Source organism: Azospirillum sp. Marseille-Q6669, assembly GCF_965111635.1.
Genome location: NZ_CBCOOP010000005.1, coordinates 1 through 21,531, shown reverse-complemented (window position 1 = coordinate 21,531; position 21,531 = coordinate 1). Strand labels below are relative to the sequence as shown.

Genomic DNA, 21,531 nt, shown 5'->3' with positions numbered 1-21,531 from the left:
GGACGACGCCCCTCAGCGCCCCTCCTCGCGGAACGGCCGCGACAGCAGCCCGTCGATCGTCGCATCCAGCCCGGCGCCGTGGTTCAGGATGGCGTCCACCGCACCGCAGATCGGCATGTCCACGCCCTTGCTCCCGGCCAGTCCGACCACCGCAGCGGCGGTGTAGACGCCCTCGGCGACGGAGCGGCGCTCGGCCAGGACCTCGGCCAGCGTCCGGCCGGCGCCCAGAGCGGCGCCCAGCGACATGTTGCGCGATTGCAGGCTGGAGCAGGTCAGCGTCAGGTCGCCCAGCCCCGACAGCCCCATCAGCGTCTCCGGCCGTCCGCCGAGCGCCAGGGCCAGCCGCGTGATCTCCGCCAGCCCGCGCGTGATCAGCGCCGCCCTTGCGTTGTCGCCCAGCTTGCGGCCCTCCACCACGCCGCAGGCGATGGCCAGCACGTTCTTCACCGCCCCGCCGATCTGCGAGCCCACCACGTCGTCGGACAGGTAGGGGCGGAAGGTGCGGCTGCCCAGCGCCTCGACCAGCCGGGCGCCCAGCGCGGCGTCGGCGCAGGCGAGCGTCACCGCGGTCGGCAGGCCACGGGCCACCTCCGCCGCGAAGGTCGGACCGGACAGCACGGCCAGCGGGGTCCCCGCCGGCAGGGCGGCGGCGGCCGCCTCGCTCATCAGGGCGTGGCTGTCCAGCTCGATCCCCTTGGCGCAGATGACCAGCGGGGTGCCCGTCCGCAGATGCGCGGCGAGGCCGGCGCAGGCGCTGCGCAGATGCTGGGCCGGGGTCACCAGAAGGATGGCGTCGCAGGCGGCGGCCTCGGCCAGATCGCCGGTCGCGCGCAATTCCGCGGGCAAGGTCACGCCCGGCAGATAGTCGCGGTTCTCCTGCGCGGTGTTGACCGACTCGACCACCGCCGGCTCGCGCGCCCACAGCAGGGCCTCCCGCCCGGCGCGCAGGGCGGCCAGAGCCAGCGCCGTGCCCCAGGCCCCGCCGCCGATCACGCCGATGCGCCGGAAGTCCGTTGCCGCCATGGATGCCCCCCGTTCCACTGTTCTCGCTTGAAGGATTTGGCCGACTGTTTAGGCGGAGCGTCCCCCGTCCGCAACCCGAACGGTCAAGTCTCCGGTGTCAGCAGAAGCTTCATCCCGACATGGCTCGCCCGGAAGCCCAGCCGTTCGTAGAAGCGGTGGGCGTCGGTGCGCCGGGTCTGGCTGGTCAGCTGCACCATCACGCAGCCCTCGGCGCGGGCCAGCGCGATGGCGTGCCGCATCATGGCGCTGCCGATCCCCTGGCCGCGCAGCGCGCTGTCCACCTTCACCGCCTCCACCGTCGCCCGCGCCGCGCCCCGGCGGGCCAGCCCGTGGGTGACGGTGAACTGGAAGCAGCCGACGATCCGCCCGTCCCGCTCCGCCAGCACGATGGAATTGCCCGGCTGGGTGGTCATGCGGTCGAAGGCGTCCCAATAAAGCGGGTCCAGCGGCTCAGCATAGACGTCGCCGGCCGTGGACAGGGCGTCGTCGGCGGTCAACCGGACGATCTCCGGCACGTCGTCGCGCCCGGCGGTGCGGAAGGTCAGAGCCATGCCGGAATCATCCTCACGCCTTCACGCCGGAGCCGACCCCGGCCTTGCCGATGGCCGGCTTTGCGGTCGGATCGAGCGGCCAGCGCGGGCGCGGCGCGAAGTCCAGCGGGTCGGTCTGGCCCAGCCGCAAGCGCTCGATCCCCGCCCAGGCGATCATCGCCGCGTTGTCGGTGCACAGCCGCAGCGGCGGCGCCACGAAGGGCATGCCCTCGCGGTCGGCCAGCTTTTGCAGGCGGGCGCGCAGCGTCTTGTTGGCCGCCACGCCGCCGGCCACCACCAGGGCGCCGCCCTGCGGGTGCATCTCCTTGAATTGGCGCATGGCGCGGGCGCAGCGGTCGGCCATCACCTCGGCCACCGTGGTCTGGAAGGCGGCGGCGAGGTCGGCCTGGTCCTCCGCCGACAGGGGCATCCCCAGCTCCTCGACGTGGCGCCGCACCGCGGTCTTCAGGCCGGAGAAGGAGAAGTCGCAGCCGGGACGCCCGACCATCGGGCGCGGCAGGTCGAAGCGGCCCGGATTCGTCGCCAGCGCCGCCGCCTTCTCCAGCAGAGGCCCGCCGGGATAGCCGAGGCCGAGCAGCTTGGCCGTCTTGTCGAACGCCTCCCCCACCGCGTCGTCGATGGTGGTGCCGAGCCGCCGGTACCGGCCCACCCCCTCGACCACCAGAAGCTGGCAGTGCCCGCCGGACACCAGCAGCAGCAGATAGGGGAAGGGCACGTCGTCGGTCAGCCGGGCGGTCAGCGCGTGGCCTTCCAGATGGTTCACCGCGACGAAGGGCAGCCCGCGCGCCGCGGCGATGGCCTTGGCGGTCATCACCCCGACGATCACCCCGCCGATCAGCCCCGGCCCGCCGGTCGCCGCCACGGCGTCGATGTCGGCGAAGCCCAGCCCGGACTCCGCCATGGCGCGGCGGATCAGCCCGTCCAGATGCTCCAGATGGGCGCGCGCGGCGATTTCCGGCACCACCCCGCCATAGGGCGTGTGGTCGTCCAGCTGCGACAGCACCACGTCGGCGCGGATCTCCCGCGCGTCGGTCACGATGGCCGCCGCCGTCTCGTCGCAGCTCGTTTCGATTCCAAGAACGATCATGATGGCCGTCAAACTAGCCGTCTCCACCGCTCTGGTATAGGGTCTTGACCCGGATTCTTCAGGGTTTCGCCCTCCATGAACAAAGACGTCCCCGACGACGACGCCAGCATCGTCTATTACGACGGCGACTATCCGTCGCTGGAGATCGGGGAGGCGCGGGCGGATCACGCCGCGACGCTTGCCCGCCTCGGCATGCTGGGCGACGTGCCCTTCTACAAGGAGCGCGCGGCGGAGACCGGCGGCCCGGTCCTTGAGATCGGCTGCGGCACCGGGCGCCTGACCATCCCGCTGGCCCGCGCCGGGCACGAGGTGTGGGCGGTGGACGTTTCCGCCGCCATGCTCGACCAGCTCCGCGCCAAGCTGGCGCGCGAGGCGCCGGAGGTCCAGGCCCGCGTCCATCCGGTGCGGCAGGATGCCACGGCGCTCGATCTGCCGGTGCGGGACTTCCGGCTCGCCGTCATTCCCTTCAACGTGCTGATGCTGATCCCGGAACTGGCGGCGGAGCGCCGCGCGCTGGCCGCCGCCGCCGCCCATCTGGCGCCGGGCGGCACGCTGGCGCTGGACGTTATGAATCCGCTGACGCTGCCGATGGACGCCGAGACGAAGCCCAGCCCGTCGGAGCCGCGGCGCAGCCCGCACAACGGCAACAGCTACATCCGCAACACGATGGCCTCCCGCCTCGACGAGGGGCAGTGCCAGCGCATCCACGGCTGGTACGACGAGCTGTTGCCGGACGGCAAGATCGTGGTAACCGAATACGGCTTCACCTGGCGGATGATCTTCCGCTACGAGCTGGAGCTGATGTTGGAAAGCGCCGGCTTCGCGATCGAACGGCTGGCCGGCGATTTCGAAGACGCCGCCTGGACGGTGGACAGCCGCCGCATGATCGTCACGGCGCGGCGCGTATCCTAAGACGCGCCGCAAAGTGTTTCACCAAAGAGTAGCACGCCCGTCACCAGGGCTTGCAAACCGCGGTGGATCGCCTAGAACACTGGCCTCATGACCCAACCGCTCCGCATCGGCACGCGCGGCAGCCCGCTGGCGCTGGCGCAGGCCCACGAGACCCGCGACCGGCTGATCGCGGCGCACCCGCATCTGGCCGCCCCCGGCGCCATCGAGATCGTCGTCTTCAAGACGACCGGCGACCGCATCCTGGACCGCACGCTGGCCGAGGCCGGCGGCAAAGGCTTGTTCACCAAGGAACTGGAGGACGCGCTGCTGGAAGGCAGCGCCGACCTCGCCGTCCATTCGATGAAGGACGTGCCGACCTGGATGCCGGAGGGGCTGGAGATCGCCACGCTCCTGCCGCGCGAGGACACGCGGGACGCCTTCTTCTCGCGCGGCGGACACACGGTGGACACGCTGCCCGCCGGCTCCGTCGTCGGAACCGCCGGGTTGCGCCGTCAGGCCCAGATCCTGGAGCGGCGGCCCGACCTCAAGGTCGTGCCCTTCCGCGGCAACGTGCAGACGCGCCTCGCCAAGCTGGAGGCCGGGGAGGTCGATGCCACCCTGCTGGCACTCGCCGGGCTGCGCCGTCTCGGCCTGACCGACCGCATCACCGCCGTGCTGGAGCATGACGAAATGCTTCCCGCCGTCGCCCAGGGCGCCATCGGCATCGAGATCCGCAGCGCCGACGACGCCACCCGCGCCTTGCTCGCCCCGCTGAACTGCGTCGCCACCGCGGCCCGCGTGACGGCGGAGCGCGCGTTGCTCGCCATGCTCGACGGCTCCTGCCGCACCCCCATCGCCGCTCTGTCGACGCTGGACGGCGACCGGCTGCACCTGAAGGCCAAGGTGCTGTCCAACGACGGGCGGCAGGTCTTCCGGGCGGAGCGCAGCGGCAACGCAAGCGATGCCGCCGTCATCGGCGCCGACGCCGGTGCGGAGATCAAGGCGGTCCTGCCGCCCGACTTCTTCAAGAGCTGACGGGCGGCCGGCGATGGCGGGCCCCCACCTCCTGGTCACCCGTCCGGCGGAGGATTCCGAGCCGCTGGCGGCCCGTCTGCGCGCGCTGGGATTCGTCGTGTCGGTGGAGCCGATGCTGGACATCCGCTGGCTGGACGGGCCGGAGCCGGACGTGGGGAACGTACAGGCCCTCCTCTTCACCAGCGCAAACGGCGTACGGGGCTACACCAGACGTACGAGCCGGCTTGACCGTCCGGTCTATGCGGTCGGCGACGCCACCGCGACCGCCGCCCGCGCGGCCGGTTTCACGCGGGTGGAAAGCGCGTCCGGCGACGTGTACGCGCTGGCCGATCTGGTGCGCCGACGCTGCAGCGCAGCGGCGGGACCGCTACTTCATGTCGCAGGAACCAAGCTGGCCGGCGACCTGTCGGCGCTGCTGGGCGAGGCCGGATTTTCCATCCTGCGGGAAACGCTGTACGACGCCGTTCCGAGCGTGCGGCTGTCGGACGGCACGGCGGCGCTGTTGCGTACGGGAACACTGGACGCCGTGTTGTTTTTCTCTCCCCGTACCGCCCGTTCGTTTGTTAGGCTTGTCGCCGAGGCCGGGCTCATCGACCGCTGTCGTACAGTGGACGCGCTCTGCCTCAGCCCCGCGGTCGCGGAGGCTGCCCGCGCGTACGGTGAGCTGGGAGTGACACCGTGGCAGAACGTACGGGTGGCGCCACGGCCGGAGCAGGACTCTCTGCTCGGCCTGCTGCCGGAAGCATCCGGCGGCACGGGCCGGGCTTGAGCGCATCCGCTTGGGGGCTTGTGTGGCGTTCGTTGAGAACAACTGCGACCAGAAGGCACCCAATGACCTCTCGCCCAGGCTCCGAACACGAGGCTGACCCGAACGGCCACACGCCGTCCGACCAGAACCAGACGCCCGACCAAAACCAGCTTTCCGGCGGCCCCGCCGTCGAACGCATCATCGAACGCTTCGGCGGCATCCGCCCCATGGCCCACAAGCTGGACATCCCGGTCACCACGGTGCAGGGCTGGAAGAAGCGCGGCGCCATTCCGCTGGCCCGCCACGCCGACCTCCGCACCTCCGCCGCCAAGCACCGGATCAAGCTGAGCGAAGCCGACCTGGAAGCCGCCACGCCGAGCGAGGACCGCAACGCTCCCGACGCCGCCGGCTCGGTGATGCCGCTGCCGCCGGACGCCGCCGTCATCGCGCCGGCAGTCTCTCTCCCCGGGAGCGCCGAGCCGTTCAAGACCGAGCCCGCCCAAACCGAGTCCCACAAGACTGAGGACACCCTGCCGGGGGCCGACACCCTGCCGGGCGGTGGCCCGGTCCCGGCCACGGACCTGCCACCCTCCACCCTGCCGCCCGTCGCGGATACCATTCCGGGTGCCGCCGACACGCTGCTCGGCGGCGATGTGAAGGCCGAGACGATCAAGGGCGAGGAGATCCGCTCCGAAGAGGTCAAGGTCGAGGAGGCCCGGATCGAGGAGGCCAAGACCGACTCGGTCGCTGCCGATTCCTTCAAGGCCGATCCCTTCAAGTCCGACGCGATCAAGGGCGAGACGCCGCCCCCGGTGGAGTCCCCCGCCTACACCGCCTCCTCCTATGAGCCGCCGCGCTACGAGGCGCCGCGCGAGGAGCGCAAGTCCGGCGCCGGTTTCGCCACCGCCGTCTCGCTGATCGCCCTGCTGGTCGGCGCGGCCGCCCTGTCGCAGCCCTGGTGGGGCCCGCGCGTTCCTGGCTGGCCCACCGCCGGCGGTCCCGCGACCGGTCCGGCCGCCACGGCGCCCGCGCCGCAGCCCGACCCGGCCCTGCGCAACCAGATCCAGCAGTTGTCCGAGCGCCTCGCCAAGCTGGAGCAGCGCCCCGCCGCCCCGGCCGAGGGCAACGCCGCCGCCGCCGGCATCGACCAGCAGACGCTGGACAACGCCGTCGGCCAGCTCACCGCCCGCATCCAGCAGCTTGAGGAGCGTCCGCAGGCCGCCGCCTCCGCCGCCCCGGCCGAGCCCGACCCGCGCATCGCCCAGCTGACCGAGCAGCTCGGCCAGGTCCAGCAGCGCGTCGACGCGGTGGGCAGCGAGGCCCAGGCCGCCGGGCAGATCCGCCAGGATGTGGACGCGCTGAAGCAGGAGCTGGCCGCCGTCAACCAGGCGGTGGAAACCCGCCGCGACGCCGCCGCCGCCGCCCAGACGCTGGTGCTCGCCGCCGGGCAGCTCCGCTCCGCCCTGGCCGCCGGGCAGCCGTTCCAGCAGGAACTCCAGGCCGTCCGCGCCGTGGCGTCGGGCGACGCCCAGGTGACGCAGCCGCTGGACGCGGTGGCCGGCTACGCCGCCAAGGGCGTCCCGACCCAGCCGCAGCTCACCGACCGCTTCACGGCCATGGCCTCCGACATCGTGCGCGCCGACAACCAGGGCGAGGGCAACGACTGGGTGGAGCAGGTCACCGGCAAGATCGCCACGCTGGTCACCGTCCGCCGCCAGGGCGGCGACGCGGTCGGCGACGGCGCCTCGGCGGTGGTCGCCCGCGCCGAGGCCGCCCTTCAGGCCGGCAACCTCGGCGGCGCGGTCAATGAGCTGGCGGCCCTGAAGGGTCCGGCGGCGCAGGTCGCCGCCCCGTGGATCGCCGACGCCAAGGCCCGTCTGGCCGCCAACGAGGCCGGCCAGCAGCTCACCAACCGCGCCATCGGCCTGCTGTCGCAGTCCGCCGGGGTCAAGGGAGCGGCCCAATGACCCGCGCCATCTGGTTCATCATCAAGGTCGCCATCGTCGTCGCGATCGCGGTCTGGCTGGCCAACCATCCCGGCACGGTCGCCATCAACTGGCAGGGCTACGTCGTCGAGACCGGATTCGGCATCGCCGTGCTGATCGGCGTCGCCGCCCTGGTGGCGGTCATCGTGCTGTACCGGCTGGCCCGCGCCATCATCGGGGCGCCGCGCAGCTTCGGCCGCTACCGCCGGTCCCGCCGGCGCGAGCGCGGCTATCAGGCGCTGACCCGCGGCATGGTCGCCGTCGCCGCCGGCGACGCCACGACCGCCCGCAAGATGGCGCGCAAGGCCGACGGCCTGCTGAACGAGCCGCCCCTGACCATGCTGCTGTCGGCCCAGGCCGCCCAGCTCCAGGGCGACGACCGCGCGGCGAAGGAATACTTCACCGCCATGCTCGACCGGCCGGAGACCGCCTTCCTCGGCCTGCGCGGCCTGCTGACGCAGTCGCTGAAGGCCGGTGACCGGGTGGAGGCGCTGCACCTCGCCCGCCGCGCCCAGTCGCTCCAGCCCAACACGCCCTGGCTGCTCGGCACGCTGTATGACCTGGAAGCCCGCTCGGGCGAATGGGCGGCGGCGGAAGGCACGCTGCAGCAGGCTGTCCAAGCCGGCGCCATCAACCCCGACGATGGCCGCCGCCACCGCGCCACCTTGCTTCTGGAGCGCAGCTTCGAGGCGGAGCGCCGCGGCCGGTCCGACTCGGCCCTCTCGCACGCCCAGGCGGCGCACGACCTGCTGTCCGGCTTCGTCCCGGCGGCGGCCCGCGCGGCCCGGCTGCAGATGGCCATCGGCAAGCACAAGAACGCCGCCAAGACCCTCGAGCGCTGCTGGCGCGTCAACCCGCACCCGGACCTGACCTCGGCCTACCGGGAGGTGGTTTCCAGCTACGACCCGATGACCCGGGTGAAGATGTTTGAGAAGCTGCGCAACCACGCCCCCAACGACGTCGAGTCGCTGCTCGCCGTGGCCCGCGCCGCCCTCGACGCCCAGCTGTGGGGCGAGGCCCGCGCCCATCTGACCAAGGCGCTGGAGATGCGGCCCTCCCGCCGCGTCTTCCAGCTCCTGGCCGAGCTGGAGCGGGCGGAGCGGCAGGACGAGGAGGCGGCCCGCGCCTGGCTGGCTCAGGCGGCGAACGCCCCGGCGGACGCGGCCTGGACCTGCACCGCCTGCAACGCGGTCAGCCCGAGCTGGGGCGGCCTGTGCGGCCATTGCGGCGCCTTCGACAGCCTGGAATGGAAGACCCCGACCGTCAGCATGTCGCTGATGAGCCCGGAGTCCGCTCCGACGGCCATCGCCCATCATGCGACGGAGCCGGTCACCGGCCAGCCGGGCGTCGCGCCCGGAGGCCAGATCGCCCCCCAGGGAGCGACCTGAAGCGGGTCGTGCTTCGCTTCGGACCGCGCCGGCGGTCCCGGTCGCATCAGCAGAAAGCCCCTTCCCGGTCCGCCGGGAAGGGGCTTTTTCTTTGCCGGGACGGTGAGCCAAGGAGACGGACGCACGGGGAAGCCGTCCGCTGCCGCTGCGCGCCCCTTTCCTCTGGCTGCATCGCTGACACCACCGCCAGCGGAAAGGCCGCGCGTCGCGGCACCTTCCGCGGCGGTCGCGGCTGCGCTAGGCTCCCGCCCAACCGAACGGGAGACCCAAGCCATGCTCTACATGTTCCATTGCACCGACAAGGCCGGCGCCGCCCAGGTGCGGACCGACAACCGCCCCGCCCATCTGGCCTATCTGGAAGCGCACGCCGACCGCCTGTTCGCCGCCGGCCCGCTGCTGTCCGACGATGGCCAGGGCATGGCCGGCAGCCTGCTGATCGTGGAGTGCGCCGACGAGGCCGCCGCGAAGGACTTCGCCGCCAACGACCCCTACGCCCAGGCCGGGCTGTTCGAGAGCGTGGAGATCCGGGCGTGGCGCCGGGTCTACCCGAAGTCCTGATCGGGGGGCGGACGGCGATGGCCCGCTGGCTTCTGAAGTCGGAGCCCTTCAAATATTCGTGGGAGCGCATGGTCGCCGACGGCACCACCCATTGGGACGGCGTGCGCAACCATCAGGCGTCGAACAACCTGAAGGCCATGAAGGTCGGCGACCGGGCCTTCTTCTACCACTCGAACGAGGGGCTGGAGGTGGTCGGCGTCGTCGAGATCGCGCGGGAGTACTACCCGGACCCGAGCGACGAGGCGGGCCGCTTCGGCATGGTCGACGTGCGGGCGCTGCTGCCCGTGAAGACGCCGGTCACGCTGAAGACGATGAAGGCCGACCCGCTGCTTCAGGGCATGGCCCTGGTCAAGCAGTCGCGCCTGTCGGTCTGCCCGGTGTCGGATGCCGAATGGGCGCATGTCTGCGCGCTGGCCGGGATCGAGGCCTGACGGTTCCTTGGATCTGTCGAGAACGCGGCCGTCTGCGGCGGCGGATCAGTCCGCCGGTTCGCAGATGGCCGCCTGGAAATCCTGCGTGGCCTGAAGCATCCGGCGGGCCAGCGCCTGCATCTCCGCCGCGGCTCCGGCGAAGCCCGCGTCTTCGCCGAACGGGGCCAGGGCGGCCGAACCGGACGCCTCCAACTCGGCCAGCGACGCCGTGCGCAGGGCCGCGTCGATCACCATCAGGCTGGTGCGGCTGCCCATCTCCGACAGGCGCCCGGCCAGTTCCATGCCCGGTTCCATGCCTTGTCCGCCGCCGCCGCCAGTCGTGCCGTTTCCGGTGGTGCCGTCCGCGTTGGTCGTGCTGGCCATTCCGGTGCCCTGCTGTTGGGTGAACAGCATGCACGCTAACGATGAGGCGGTTAAGACCGGGTTAAGCGCCCCTCCGCGGGGCGTTCTCATGCTTTCGTGCTATGCGCGACAAATAGTCGCGCTGTCGTGTCGCCGCGGAAGCCGGTGAATTCAAAAGAACGGGCGGTGCGCTGCAACAAAGTGGAACGGAAAGCCCCGATGGAGGGGGCGGACAATCAGCCGTTCTGCTTGTGGTGACGGGAACTTGTGTGGATAATGTCCCGCAACAGGGGCGGCCGGAAACCGCTCCCCAACAGCCCTTCAGGGCGTAACCAGAAGCACTACGGGGGAATCGCGAGCCAATGTCCGACAATTCGTTTTTTCCTGTTAAGCAGGAAATCGCCAAGACCGCTTACGTGGACGAAGCCGCCTACGCCCGCCTGTACGAGCAATCGATCAACGATCCGGAAGCCTTTTGGGGCGAGCAGGGCAAGCGCATCGACTGGATCAAGCCCTACAGCAAGGTGAAGGACGTCAGCTATACCGGCGATGTCCACATCAAATGGTTCTACGACGGCACGCTGAACGTGTCCGCCAACTGCGTCGACCGCCACCTCGCGACGCGCGGCGACCAGACCGCCATCATCTTCGAAGGCGACGATCCGGGCGTTTCCAAGCACATCACCTACAAGGAACTGCACGAGCAGGTTTGCCGCCTCGCCAACGTCCTGAAGAAGAACGGCGTCAAGAAGGGCGACCGCGTCACCATCTACCTGCCGATGATCCCCGAGGCCGCCTACGCCATGCTGGCCTGCGCGCGCGTCGGCGCCATCCACTCCATCGTGTTCGGCGGCTTCTCGCCGGACAGCCTGAAGGACCGCATCGTCGACTGCGACAGCCACTTCGTCATCACCTCCGACGAGGGTCTGCGCGGCGGCCGCAAGGTTCCGCTGAAGGCGAACGCCGACAAGGCCGTCGCCGCGGCGCCGGGCGTCAAGCATGTACTGGTCGTCAAGCACACCGGCGGCAACGTCGCCTGGACCGAGGGTCGCGACCTCTGGTACCACGAGGAGATCGCCTCGGTCTCCGCCGACTGCCCGCCGGAGGAGATGAGCGCGGAGGACCCGCTGTTCATCCTCTACACCTCGGGCTCGACCGGCAAGCCGAAGGGCGTGCTGCACACCACCGGCGGCTATCTCGTCTACGCGTCGATGACCCACCAGTACGTCTTCGACTACAAGGACGGCGAGGTCTACTGGTGCACCGCCGACGTGGGCTGGGTCACCGGCCACAGCTACATCGTCTACGGCCCGCTGGCCAACGGCGCCACCACGCTGATGTTCGAAGGCGTGCCGACCTATCCGGACATCTCCCGCTTCTGGCAGGTGGTGGACAAGCACAAGGTCAACATCTTCTACACCGCCCCGACCGCCATCCGCTCGCTGATGCGCGAGGGTGAGGGGCCGGTGAAGAAGACGTCCCGTTCCTCGCTGCGCATCCTTGGTTCGGTGGGCGAGCCGATCAACCCGGAAGCCTGGCTGTGGTACTACAACGTCGTCGGCGATGGCCGTTGCCCGATCGTCGACACGTGGTGGCAGACGGAGACCGGCGGCATCCTGATCACCCCGCTGCCGGGCGCCATCGGCCAGAAGCCGGGTTCGGCGACCAAGCCCTTCTTCGGCGTCAAGCCGGTCGTCGTGGACAACGACGGCAAGGAACTGGAGGGCGAGACGGAAGGCAACCTGTGCATCGCCGACAGCTGGCCGGGCCAGATGCGCACGGTGTTCGGCGACCACGAGCGCTTCGTCCAGACCTACTTCTCGACCTTCGCGGGCTACTACTTCACCGGTGACGGCTGCCGCCGCGACGCGGACGGCTATTACTGGATCACCGGCCGCGTGGACGACGTGATCAACGTGTCGGGCCATCGCATGGGCACGGCGGAAGTGGAAAGCGCGCTGGTCGCCCACCCGAAGGTGGCCGAGGCCGCCGTCGTCGGCTACCCGCACGACCTCAAGGGCCAGGGCATCTACGCCTACGTCACGCTCAACGCCGGGGAAAGTCCGACGGAGGAGCTGCGCAAGGAACTGGTGGCCTGGGTGCGCAAGGAGATCGGCCCGATCGCCTCGCCGGACCTGATCCAGTGGTCGCCGGGCCTGCCGAAGACCCGTTCGGGCAAGATCATGCGCCGCATCCTGCGCAAGATCGCCGCGAACGAGCACGACAGCCTGGGCGACACCTCGACGCTGGCCGATCCGACCGTCGTGACCGACCTGATCGAGAACCGCATGAACAACGCCTGATCGCGGCGTTCATCGGGGTTTGTCTGCGGACCGGGGGCCTTCGCGGCCCCCGGTTTCGTTTTGGGGCCGTTATCTGGGAGCGGTGTCCGATCCGCCGGACGCGCCGCTGCCAGATTGGGTCTTCATGGCTTCGGCGGTGCCGGGCTTCAGGCCGGACTCGCCGCTCGCCGCGTCGGGGACGGAGCCGATGCGGCCCTGCGCGCGGGTCTCCGCCGCGTTCTTCTGCTTCTCGGTGCGGCGCTCGCCCAAAGTCGGGTCCTGGGCGCCGGTCGATTCCATCCAGGCTTCGCCCTGGGACGGCGGTGCGGCACCGAGACCGCCCTCCATCGTCTTGGCGTCCTGCGCCACGGCGGCTCCGGACAGGGCGAGGCTGGCGGCCAGCAAGGCGATGGCGCCGGGGACGTAAGACGAGGCCTGGGTCGTCATGGTTCGCTCTCCTCCTTGGTGGGAGGGGCAACAGCGGAGCGAGACGGCGGGTTCCCGAATCATCCTTTGGTGGAGTCGGGTTAGCCCATGCCCGTCCCGTCGCACCAGGGTTGGCGCCGTTCGCCGTGATAGCGACGGGCGAGCCCCGCTTCGATCAGCGCGGCCGACAGGTCGGTGCCTCCGCCGGTCAGCACGCAGGCGCGCACCCGCCCGCCATATTTGTCGGGCTGGACGTCGAGCAGCCGCACCGGGGCGGCCCCGATCAGACGGCGCGCGTGGTCGCGGGCGGTTTCCGCCAGTTCCCGCTCGCGGGGGCAGCGGGTGCGCATCTCCGGCGCGTCCAGGCCGTCCACCCGGACATGGGTTTCCACCACCTGCCCCAGCCAGATGGTGGCGCGCACCAGCAGCGTGTCGCCTTCCAGAACTTCCAGCACCTCCGCCGGGATCGGGCCGGGCATGGGGTGATGAACTTGGGCGATCCCACGGCGCGACCTCCCCGGACACCGGTTCGCGAAGGGGCGAACCGGTCACAGAGTAGCGCGCGAACAGGAGCGCATCAAGCACAACCTAGGTATTCAATCCTGGTTTCCTATGCATCCAATTTCGGAGCGGTGGTGTTCAGGTGATTGGTCCTAGCAGCGCCGGCTTAGAAGTCCGAGCAGCGGCCCTTGAACTCCCAATCGCCGAAGCGGGTCGGCTCCGGTCCCTGCGGACCGCCGATCTCGCCGGGCATCTGCTCGGGTCCTTTGGCGCCGGTTTCGGGGGTCGCTTCGGCGTCGGGCTTCGTGGCGTTTTCCGGTGCCGGGCCGGTGGTCTTCGTCTCGGTCATGGCCGTCCTCTGGGGTCGGGTGCGGTGCTTGGCCATCTTGAACGATGCCTTCCGCCAAGCCCATATCACCAGACAAGCCCCGCGGAAAGCCCCGCCGGGGCCGTCTCGTTCAACCAACAGTGAAACCGTCCAGAAGATCGCCCGGAACACCGCCATGACCAGCTATGTGAAGACCACCATCCTCCTCGCCGGCCTGACCGCCCTGTTCATGGGCATCGGCTATCTGATCGGCGGCAAGGGCGGCATGATGATCGCCTTCGTCATGGCGCTGGGCATGAACCTGTTCAGCTACTGGAACTCCGGCGACATGGTGCTGTCCATGTACGGCGCGCGGGAGGTCGACGCCTACACCGCCCCCGAATATTACGGCATCGTCCAGCAGCTGGCCGAGCGCGCCGGCCTGCCGATGCCGCGCGTCTACATCATGGAGAACGACCAGCCCAACGCCTTCGCCACCGGGCGCAACCCGGAGAACGCGGCGGTCGCCGCCACCACCGGCCTGCTGCGCCTGCTGAGCCCGGAGGAGATCGCCGGCGTCATGGCGCATGAGCTGGCCCATGTGAAGAACCGCGACACGCTGATCATGACGATCACCGCGACCATCGCGGGCGCCATCTCCATGCTCGCCAACTTCGGCATGTTCTTCGGCGCGTCGCAGAGCAACAGCCAGAACGGGCAGGGCGGCAACCCGCTGGGGCTGATCGGCGGCATCCTGATCGCCGTCCTGGCCCCCTTCGCCGCGATGATCGTCCAGATGGCGATCAGCCGCACCCGCGAGTACGAGGCCGACCGCATCGGCGCGGAGATCTGCGGGCGCCCGCTGTGGCTGGCCGACGCGCTGACCCGCATCCACACCTACGCCCACCAGATCCCGAACCACGCGGCGGAATCCAACCCGGCCACGGCGCACCTGTTCATCGCCAACCCGCTGCACGGGCGCAGCCTCGACAGCCTGTTCTCCACCCATCCGAACATGGAGGAGCGGGTGCGCCGTCTGCGCGGCATGGCCGGCCCCTCCTTCATGCCGCGCAGCCCCTGGGGGTGAGCGGAGACGGCTCGGTTCGCGGTTGCGTGACGAAAGGCGTAAGACTACTTTCCCCCTGCTTGCCGATTGTGGGGCGATCAGGGGGAACCGCATGTCCGACGTCACGAAATACCGCCTCGTCACCCGGTCCGACTTCGACGGGCTGGTCTGCGCCGTGCTCCTGAAGGAGCTTGGCATCCTCGACGAGATCAAGTTCGTGCATCCCAAGGACATGCAGGACGGCAAGGTCGAGATTTCCGACCGCGACATCACCACCAACCTGCCCTATGTGCCCGGCGTCCATCTCGCCTTCGACCACCATCTGTCGGAGACGATCCGCGTCGGCAAGCGCGACAACCATATCATCGAGGCCGACGCCCCCTCCGCCGCCCGCGTCGTCTACAATTACTACGGCGGCAAGGAGCGCTTCCCGACCATCTCCGACGCGATGATGGCCGCGGTCGATCAGGCCGATTCCGCCCAGTACGGCATCGAGGACATCCTGAAGCCGCAGGGCTGGGCCCTGCTGAACTTCATCATGGACGCGCGCACGGGCCTCGGCCGCTTCCGCGACTTCCGGATCTCCAACTACCAGCTGATGATGGAGTTGATCGACTACTGCCGCAGCCACGGCATCGACGAGATCCTCGCCCTGCCCGACGTGAAGGAGCGGGTGGACCTCTACACCGAGCATGAGGCGAAGTTCTCCGACCAGCTCGCCCGCTGCAGCACGATCCGCGGCAACGTCGTGATCATCGACCTGCGGCGGGAGGAAACCATCTTCGCCGGCAACCGCTTCATGATCTACGCCATGTATCCGGAAGCGAACGTGTCGATCCACGTGCTGTGGGGGCTGAAGCAGCAGAACACGGTGCTGGCCTGCGGCAAGTCGATCATCAACCGCAGCTCCAAGACCAACATCGGTCCGCTGATGCTGGAATATGGCGGCGGCGGGCACGAGGCGGCGGGCACCTGCCAGGTGGACAACGACAAGGCCGAAACGGTGCTGGAGGAGATCGTCGGGCGCATGCGCGCCGACGGCTGACGGGAATCGTGCCGGATCTGTTTCTCGACAAGACCCCGCTGTTCGAGGCGGGGTGGCTGAGCGTTTCCACCGCCACCAGCCGGGATGACGTGCTCCTCCGCATCGCCGAGGCCGAACGCCGTGCCGAGGCGGCGCTGGATCAACTCGGGCGGACGCTGACGCAGGGCATCGCGGCGGCGGAGCGTGACCGGCGCATCGACGCCCTGCTGGCGCTGGAGACGCGCGGCATTCCCGCCTCCAGCACTGCGGCGGACGGGGCGGTGGAGCGCGTCATGATGGAGGTCGGCTTCCGCAAGCGCGACCTGATGCCCTGCTTCCACGAGCTGGCCGAGCAGTGCCGCGCCGTCCACCGCCGTGCCCTGGCGATGGCACGGGACGCCCGCTGGGCGCTGATGCTGGAGCGCGCCGCCGCCGACCCCGGCGCACCGTCCAGTCCCATCCAGGGCACGGGGACCCGCTACGTCAAGAGCGACCGCTACGACGCCCGCGCCGCGCGCAGCCTGCCGCCGGACGACCGCGTCCGCGCCGACCGTTTCCTCAAGCGGCTGGGCGAGGACCCGGTGCCGCCGGAGCTGGAGCTGAGCCCGCTGGAAGGGACGGCGCTGTGGGGGATGAAGGCCGGCAACGGCAACCGTTTCATCCTGCGCCGGGGCGAGCTGCGGGGTGTCGCCTGCTTCTTCGTCGAGGATGTCGGCCCCTATCCCGACCACGAAGGCGGACGGCGGGGCGCCCTGGCCCGCTGAGGCCCCTGCCGAGAAGAGTCCGATTCCGTTCGGCCCCGCGCTGCGGCTACTCGACACCCGCCGTCCGGCGCGCTACATCCAGCGGCATGTCCGACGCCTCCCTTGCCGCGCGCTCCGCCGCACTCGATCTTCTGCGCGATGTGCTGCGCAAATCCATTCCCTTCGATGATGCGTTTGACGCGCATCCGGAGTTGCGCGGGCTCGACCCGCGCGACCGCGGCTTCGTGCGGCTTCTGACCGCCACCGTGCTGCGCCGGCTCGGCCAGATCGACGCGCTGATCCAGAGCAGCCTCGCAAAGCCGGGTCTGCCCAAGGCCACCGTGCACGACATCCTGCGGCTGGGCGCGGCCCAACTCGTCTTCCTCGGCACGCCCGCCCACGCCGCCGTCGACACGGCGGTGGAATTGGCCGCAGCCCGGGGAGCCGAACCCTACAAGGGCCTGATCAACGCCGTCCTGCGCCGCATCGGGCGTGAGGGGACGGAGTTGGCCGCCCAGCAGGACGCCGGGCGCCTGAACACGCCGGACTGGCTGTGGCTGGCCTGGCGGCAGGCCTACGGCATCGGCCGCACCCGCGGCATCGTCGAGGCGCACCTGCACGAGGCGCCGCTGGACATCACCGTCAAGGCCGATCCCGCAGTGTGGGCGGAGCGGCTGGAGGCCAGGCTGCTGCCCACCGGCACGCTGCGCCGCGCCGCCGGCGGCAACCTGACGGAGCTGCCGGGCTTCGCCGAGGGTGCGTGGTGGGTGCAGGACCTCGCCGCCTCGCTGCCGGCCAAGCTGTTCGGCGATCTGGCGGGCAAGCGCGTCTACGACCTGTGCGCGGCACCCGGCGGCAAGACCGCCCAGCTCGTCGCGCAGGGCGCGCTGGTGACGGCGGTCGACCGCTCCGCCAAGCGGCTGGAGCGGGTGCGGGAGAATCTGGCCCGCCTCAACCTGTCGGCGGAGGTGCTGGCGACCGACGCCGCCACCTGGACCCCCGACCAGCCCGCCGACGCGGTGCTGCTCGACGCTCCCTGCTCGGCCACCGGGGCGATCCGCCGCCATCCCGACATCCTCCGGGTCAAGTCGCCGGAGGACATCGCCAAGCTGGCCAAGGCGCAGAGCCGCCTGCTGGCCCACGCCGTCGATCTGGTGAAGCCGGGAGGAACGCTGGTCTACTGCACCTGTTCCATCCAGCCGGAGGAGGGCGAGGGGCAGATCGACCGCATCCTGGCCCGCGACAAGCGGGTCGAGCGCCTGCCCATCACACCGGTTGATCTGGGTGGCGGCCATGCGGGGGATGGCAATTTGGCCGAGTTGATCAACGAGCGCGGTGAGGTACGATCCCTGCCGGGCATGCTCGGGGATCTCGGCGGCATCGACGGGTTCTTCGTGGCAAGGCTGCGACGGTTGCACGATTAGGGCACCACCGGCTTGCGGGGGTCGAGGCGAATTTGATACGACAACAGGATGCATCCCCCCGATCGCCCGAATGCCTTCAGCGAAGCGCCGGCCATCGCCTCCCCCTGCCGTGTGACGGGGTGAGCCGATGAGCGCCGGGCGTGGGAAAATGGGCCGCTTGCGGGACGGCGTCGCGCAGATCGCCTTCGGCAACCCGATCTACAAGCTGACCTTGGGCGGCCGTGCGCCGACCGCCCTGTCCGCCGTGCCGCCGGACCCCTGGCCGGGCGACGCCGGGGACGGCTCGGCGATCCTGGCCGGCGTCTTCCGCTTCGGCGGGCAAGCCGCGGCGGCGGATGCCCACGGCGCGCCGAACTGGCGGGCCGGCAGCGCCGTCTGGCAGGACGCCCTGCACGGCTTCGAATGGCTGCGCGATCTGCGCGCGGTCGGCGGCGACACGGCGCGGCGGCGCGCCCGCGCGCTGGTGCTGTCCTGGCTGGACCACAACGGAAGCTGGAACGCCCAGACCTGGGCGCCGGAGGTGCTGGGCGCCCGCATCGCCGCCTGGATCGGCCTGCACGACTTCTATTGCGCCTCCGCCGACGACGAGTTCCGCGCCGCGGTCTTCGACAGCCTCGCCCGGCAGGTCAAGCATCTGACCCGCGTGGTGCCCGGCGCGCTGGACGGCAAGGCGCTGGTCACCGCGGCCAAGGGCCTCGTCTATGGCGGCTTCTGCCTGCCGGAGCATGAGCGGATCGGCCAGGACGCGCTGAAGCTGCTGGAGCGGGAGCTGCCGCGCCAGATCCTGCCGGACGGCGGCCATGTCGAGCGCTGTCCCTCGGTGCAGCTGCGCATCCTCCGCGACCTAATCGACATGCGGTCGGTCCTGCGCACCGCCCGCGCCGACGTGCCGGAGGCGCTGCAGCACGCCATCGACCGCATGACCCCGGCCCTGCGCTTCTTCCGCCACGGCGACGGCGGGCTTGCCCTGTTCAACGGCGGGCGGGAGGAGGACGCGGCGCTGGTCGACACGGTGCTGGCCCAGGCCGACGCCCGCGGGCGCCCGCTGAAGAGCGCGCCGCACACCGGCTTCGAGCGGCTGATCGCCGGGCGGACCATGGTGCTGATGGACACCGGCGTGCCGCCGGTCACCGGGTTGGACGCCACCGCCCACGCCGGCACCCTGTCGCTGGAGATGTCGGTCGGCAAGGAGCGGTTGATCGTCAACTGCGGCGCCCATCCGGTGAAGACCGGTCCCTGGCGCGCCGCGCTGGCCGGCACCGCCGCCCATTCCACCGTCGTGCTGGCCGAGACCAATTCGTCGGAGGTGATCGAGGCGGGCGGGCTGGGCCGCCGCCCCTCCCATGTCGGCTGCGAGCGGCAGGAGAACGACGGGGCCGTGCTGGTCGTCGCCACCCACAACGGCTACAGCCGCAACTTCGGCTATCTGCACCGCCGCCGCGTCTATCTGGCGGAGAACGGCGAGGATCTGCGCGGCGAGGACATGTTGGAGCCGGTGATCGGCGCCACGCCGGAGCCGCGGCCCTTCACCATCCGCTTCCACCTGCACCCCGCGGTCCAGGCGACCCTCGTCCAGGGCGGGCAGGTGCAGCTGAAGCTGCCGAGCGGGGCCGCCTGGCGGCTGCGCGCCTCGGGCGGCACGCTGGAGCTGGAGGAGAGCATTTATCTGGGCAGCGGCGACGAGCCGCGGCGGACCACCCAGATCGCCGTCTCCGGACATACCGGCTCCGCCATCAAGACGGTGAAATGGGCCTTGCGCCGCGAGCGCAAGGGGGGGTAAACCGCGCGCATCCGCGGCGGACAGGCCGTGGGAATACGGATCGGTGCCTGTTTCGAGAGTCTGTGGAGTGTTCGCCCTGCGACCGTGATCCCCGCCCGGGCGGGGGTGACGAAGCGGGGTGTTTCGCTTTTCCGGCTTTCCGGGTCCCGTCTTCCCATGCCCCGTCTTCTCAGGCCCTGTCCGCCGCAGCCGGTTCCATGACAGCCAGGATGCCCCGATGAGCCCGCCGAACGTCGCCCACTCGCCCGCCCCCGATCTCGTCCGCATCACGCGCGCGCTGATCTCCGTGTCCGACAAGACGGGCCTCGTCGCGCTCGGTCAGGCACTGGCAGCCAAGGGCGTGGAGATCCTGTCCACCGGCGGCTCCGCCCAGCGGCTGGCCGAGGCCGGGATCCCGGTGAAGGAGGTCTCCGACCACACTGGCTTCCCGGAGATCATGGACGGGCGCGTCAAGACGCTGCACCCGCGCGTGCACGGCGGCATCCTGGCCCGCCGCGACATCCACGCCGAGGCGATGACCACCCACGACATTCCGCCGATCGACCTCGTGGTGGTGAACCTCTACCCGTTCGAGGCGACGGTGTCGAAGGGCGCCGACTACGCCAACTGCGTGGAGAACATCGACATCGGCGGCCCGGCGATGATCCGCGCCGCGGCCAAGAACCACGACTTCGTCACCGTCGTCACCGACCCTGAGGATTACGAGGCGGTGCTGGACGAGCTGGCGACCCATGACGGCGCGGTCACGCTGAAGCTCCGCCGCACGCTGGCCCAGCGCGCCTACGCCCGCACGGCGTCCTACGACGCGGCCATCTCCTCTTGGCTGGCCGGCCAGCTCGGCGAGACCTTCCCGCCGCGCACCACCCTCTCGGGCAAGCTCAGCCAGACCCTGCGCTACGGCGAGAACCCGCACCAGCAGGCGGCCTTCTACGTCACCGGCGAGCAGCGTCCGGGCGTGGCGACGGCGATCCAGCTCCAGGGCAAGGAGCTGTCCTACAACAACCTGAACGACACCGACGCCGCCTTCGAGCTGGTCGCCGAGTTCGAGCGTCCGGCCGTCGCCATCATCAAGCACGCCAACCCCTGCGGCGTGGCCGAGGGGGCGAACCTGCTCGACGCCTACAAGCAGGCCTTGCTGTGCGACCCGGTCAGCGCCTTCGGCGGCATCATCGCCGTCAACCGCCCGCTGGACGCCGCCACCGCGGAGGAGATTGCCAAGCTGTTCGCCGAGGTGGTGATCGCCCCGGATGCCGACGACGCGGCCCGCGCCCTGCTCGCCACCAAGAAGAACCTGCGCGTCCTGCTGACCAAGGACGTGCCGAACCCGGCCGAGCCGGGGATGATGGTGAAGCAGCTTTCGGGTGGCTTCCTGCTGCAGAACCGCGACAACGGCCGCATCACGCTTGACGACCTGAAGGTGGTGACCAAGCGCGCCCCGACGGAGCAGGAGCTGGCCGACCTGCTCTTCGCCTTCCGCGTCGCCAAGCATGTGAAGTCGAACGCCATCGTCTACGCCAAGAACGGCGCCACGGTGGGCGTCGGCGCCGGCCAGATGAGCCGTGTCGACTCGGCGCGCATCGCCGCCATCAAGTCGGCGGAGGCCGCCAAGGCCGCCGGCCTGTCGGAGCCGCTGACCAAGGGTTCGGTGGTCGCGTCGGACGCCTTCTTCCCCTTCGCGGACGGCCTGCTGGCCGCGGCGGAAGCCGGCGTGACGGCGGTGATCCAGCCCGGCGGCTCGATCCGCGACAACGACGTCATCGCCGCCGCCGACGAGAAGGGTCTGGCGATGGTGCTGACCGGGATGCGCCACTTCCGGCACTGAGCATCCGCGTTCGCGAGCTTTTGCCCCCTCCCTAACCCTCCCCCGCTAACGCAGGGGAGGGGACCATTCTCCCTCCCCTGCGTTAGCTCTCGCGCAAACCAAAGGTTTGCGCTGACG

General features: G+C 70.5%; 21 protein-coding genes. 14 read left to right on the top strand and 7 right to left on the bottom strand.

Annotated elements, in window-relative coordinates; all coding sequences use genetic code 11:
• Positions 1–12 precede the first annotated feature (12 nt).
• The 3 genes from ACWPXE_RS25375 to tsaD form a co-directional block, all read right to left on the bottom strand.
• Positions 13–1,023 carry an NAD(P)H-dependent glycerol-3-phosphate dehydrogenase gene (locus ACWPXE_RS25375; protein ID WP_454020080.1) on the bottom strand — a complete coding sequence of 337 codons (1,011 nt, stop codon included), beginning with the start codon at positions 1,021–1,023 and terminating at the stop codon, positions 13–15.
• An 83-nt stretch (positions 1,024–1,106) separates the two neighbouring features.
• Positions 1,107–1,574, bottom strand: a complete 468-nt coding sequence (locus tag ACWPXE_RS25370) for an N-acetyltransferase family protein (protein ID WP_454020079.1) — start codon at positions 1,572–1,574, stop codon at positions 1,107–1,109.
• A 13-nt stretch (positions 1,575–1,587) separates the two neighbouring features.
• A complete protein-coding gene (tsaD, locus tag ACWPXE_RS25365; protein WP_454020078.1) occupies positions 1,588–2,661 on the bottom strand; it encodes a tRNA (adenosine(37)-N6)-threonylcarbamoyltransferase complex transferase subunit TsaD in 1,074 nt (357 codons plus the stop codon).
• A gap of 75 nt (positions 2,662–2,736) precedes the next feature.
• Between tsaD and ACWPXE_RS25360 the strand changes: the two genes are divergently transcribed.
• The 7 genes from ACWPXE_RS25360 to ACWPXE_RS25330 all read left to right on the top strand — a co-directional run bounded on the left by ACWPXE_RS25360 (position 2,737) and on the right by ACWPXE_RS25330 (position 9,697).
• On the top strand, positions 2,737–3,573 hold the full coding sequence (locus ACWPXE_RS25360) for a class I SAM-dependent methyltransferase (protein WP_454020077.1): 837 nt from the start codon (positions 2,737–2,739) through the stop codon (positions 3,571–3,573).
• A gap of 87 nt (positions 3,574–3,660) precedes the next feature.
• Positions 3,661–4,587, top strand: a complete 927-nt coding sequence (gene hemC / locus ACWPXE_RS25355) for a hydroxymethylbilane synthase (protein ID WP_454020076.1) — start codon at positions 3,661–3,663, stop codon at positions 4,585–4,587.
• A 13-nt stretch (positions 4,588–4,600) separates the two neighbouring features.
• Complete coding sequence (locus ACWPXE_RS25350) at positions 4,601–5,356, top strand: uroporphyrinogen-III synthase (protein WP_454020075.1); 756 nt, start codon at positions 4,601–4,603, stop codon at positions 5,354–5,356.
• A 62-nt stretch (positions 5,357–5,418) separates the two neighbouring features.
• On the top strand, positions 5,419–7,302 hold the full coding sequence (locus ACWPXE_RS25345) for a mitofilin family membrane protein (RefSeq protein ID WP_454020074.1): 1,884 nt from the start codon (positions 5,419–5,421) through the stop codon (positions 7,300–7,302).
• Positions 7,299–8,708, top strand: coding sequence for a heme biosynthesis HemY N-terminal domain-containing protein (locus ACWPXE_RS25340; RefSeq protein ID WP_454020073.1), 1,410 nt, complete (start codon positions 7,299–7,301; stop codon positions 8,706–8,708). The genes ACWPXE_RS25345 and ACWPXE_RS25340 overlap by 4 nt, the downstream gene beginning before the upstream one ends.
• 273 nt (positions 8,709–8,981) lie before the next feature.
• Positions 8,982–9,266, top strand: a complete 285-nt coding sequence (locus tag ACWPXE_RS25335) for a YciI family protein (RefSeq protein ID WP_014238599.1) — start codon at positions 8,982–8,984, stop codon at positions 9,264–9,266.
• Between the two features lie 17 nt (positions 9,267–9,283).
• Positions 9,284–9,697, top strand: coding sequence for an EVE domain-containing protein (locus tag ACWPXE_RS25330; protein WP_035669391.1), 414 nt, complete (start codon positions 9,284–9,286; stop codon positions 9,695–9,697).
• Between the two features lie 45 nt (positions 9,698–9,742).
• Here the strand turns inward: ACWPXE_RS25330 and ACWPXE_RS25325 are convergent, their stop codons facing one another.
• Entirely contained in the window at positions 9,743–10,060 is a 318-nt protein-coding gene (locus ACWPXE_RS25325; protein WP_454020072.1) for a hypothetical protein, read from the bottom strand.
• Between the two features lie 341 nt (positions 10,061–10,401).
• Here ACWPXE_RS25325 and acs point away from each other — a divergent pair, with 341 nt between their 5' ends.
• Positions 10,402–12,342 (top strand): acetate--CoA ligase, encoded by a 1,941-nt coding sequence (gene acs / locus ACWPXE_RS25320; RefSeq protein ID WP_014238596.1) that lies wholly within the window; start codon positions 10,402–10,404, stop codon positions 12,340–12,342.
• 69 nt (positions 12,343–12,411) lie between these two features.
• Here the strand turns inward: acs and ACWPXE_RS25315 are convergent, their stop codons facing one another.
• From ACWPXE_RS25315 to ACWPXE_RS25305, 3 genes are all read right to left on the bottom strand, one after another.
• Positions 12,412–12,768, bottom strand: a complete 357-nt coding sequence (locus ACWPXE_RS25315) for a hypothetical protein (RefSeq protein ID WP_454020071.1) — start codon at positions 12,766–12,768, stop codon at positions 12,412–12,414.
• A gap of 80 nt (positions 12,769–12,848) precedes the next feature.
• On the bottom strand, positions 12,849–13,226 hold the full coding sequence (locus ACWPXE_RS25310) for a thermonuclease family protein (RefSeq protein WP_454020070.1): 378 nt from the start codon (positions 13,224–13,226) through the stop codon (positions 12,849–12,851).
• Positions 13,227–13,414: 188 nt separating this feature from the next.
• The gene (locus ACWPXE_RS25305) at positions 13,415–13,597 is read right to left on the bottom strand and encodes a DUF1674 domain-containing protein (RefSeq protein WP_454020069.1); all 183 of its coding nucleotides are present in this window, start codon (positions 13,595–13,597) and stop codon (positions 13,415–13,417) included.
• 154 nt (positions 13,598–13,751) lie between these two features.
• On the opposite strand from ACWPXE_RS25305, the gene htpX reads away from it, so the two are divergent.
• The 6 genes from htpX (at position 13,752) to purH (ending at position 21,414) form a co-directional block, all read left to right on the top strand.
• Complete coding sequence (gene htpX / locus ACWPXE_RS25300; protein WP_454020068.1) at positions 13,752–14,642, top strand: zinc metalloprotease HtpX; 891 nt, start codon at positions 13,752–13,754, stop codon at positions 14,640–14,642.
• 91 nt (positions 14,643–14,733) lie between these two features.
• Positions 14,734–15,666, top strand: coding sequence for an exopolyphosphatase (locus ACWPXE_RS25295; RefSeq protein ID WP_454020067.1), 933 nt, complete (start codon positions 14,734–14,736; stop codon positions 15,664–15,666).
• 8 nt (positions 15,667–15,674) lie between these two features.
• The gene (locus tag ACWPXE_RS25290) at positions 15,675–16,409 is read left to right on the top strand and encodes a hypothetical protein (RefSeq protein ID WP_454020066.1); all 735 of its coding nucleotides are present in this window, start codon (positions 15,675–15,677) and stop codon (positions 16,407–16,409) included.
• Positions 16,410–16,495: 86 nt separating this feature from the next.
• Positions 16,496–17,812 (top strand): RsmB/NOP family class I SAM-dependent RNA methyltransferase, encoded by a 1,317-nt coding sequence (locus ACWPXE_RS25285; protein WP_454020065.1) that lies wholly within the window; start codon positions 16,496–16,498, stop codon positions 17,810–17,812.
• Positions 17,813–17,960: 148 nt separating this feature from the next.
• Positions 17,961–19,592: a heparinase II/III family protein gene (locus ACWPXE_RS25280; protein ID WP_454020064.1), complete on the top strand. Its 1,632-nt coding sequence runs from the start codon at positions 17,961–17,963 to the stop codon at positions 19,590–19,592.
• Between the two features lie 217 nt (positions 19,593–19,809).
• Positions 19,810–21,414 carry a bifunctional phosphoribosylaminoimidazolecarboxamide formyltransferase/IMP cyclohydrolase gene (purH, locus tag ACWPXE_RS25275; protein WP_137103971.1) on the top strand — a complete coding sequence of 535 codons (1,605 nt, stop codon included), beginning with the start codon at positions 19,810–19,812 and terminating at the stop codon, positions 21,412–21,414.
• Positions 21,415–21,531 lie beyond the last annotated feature (117 nt).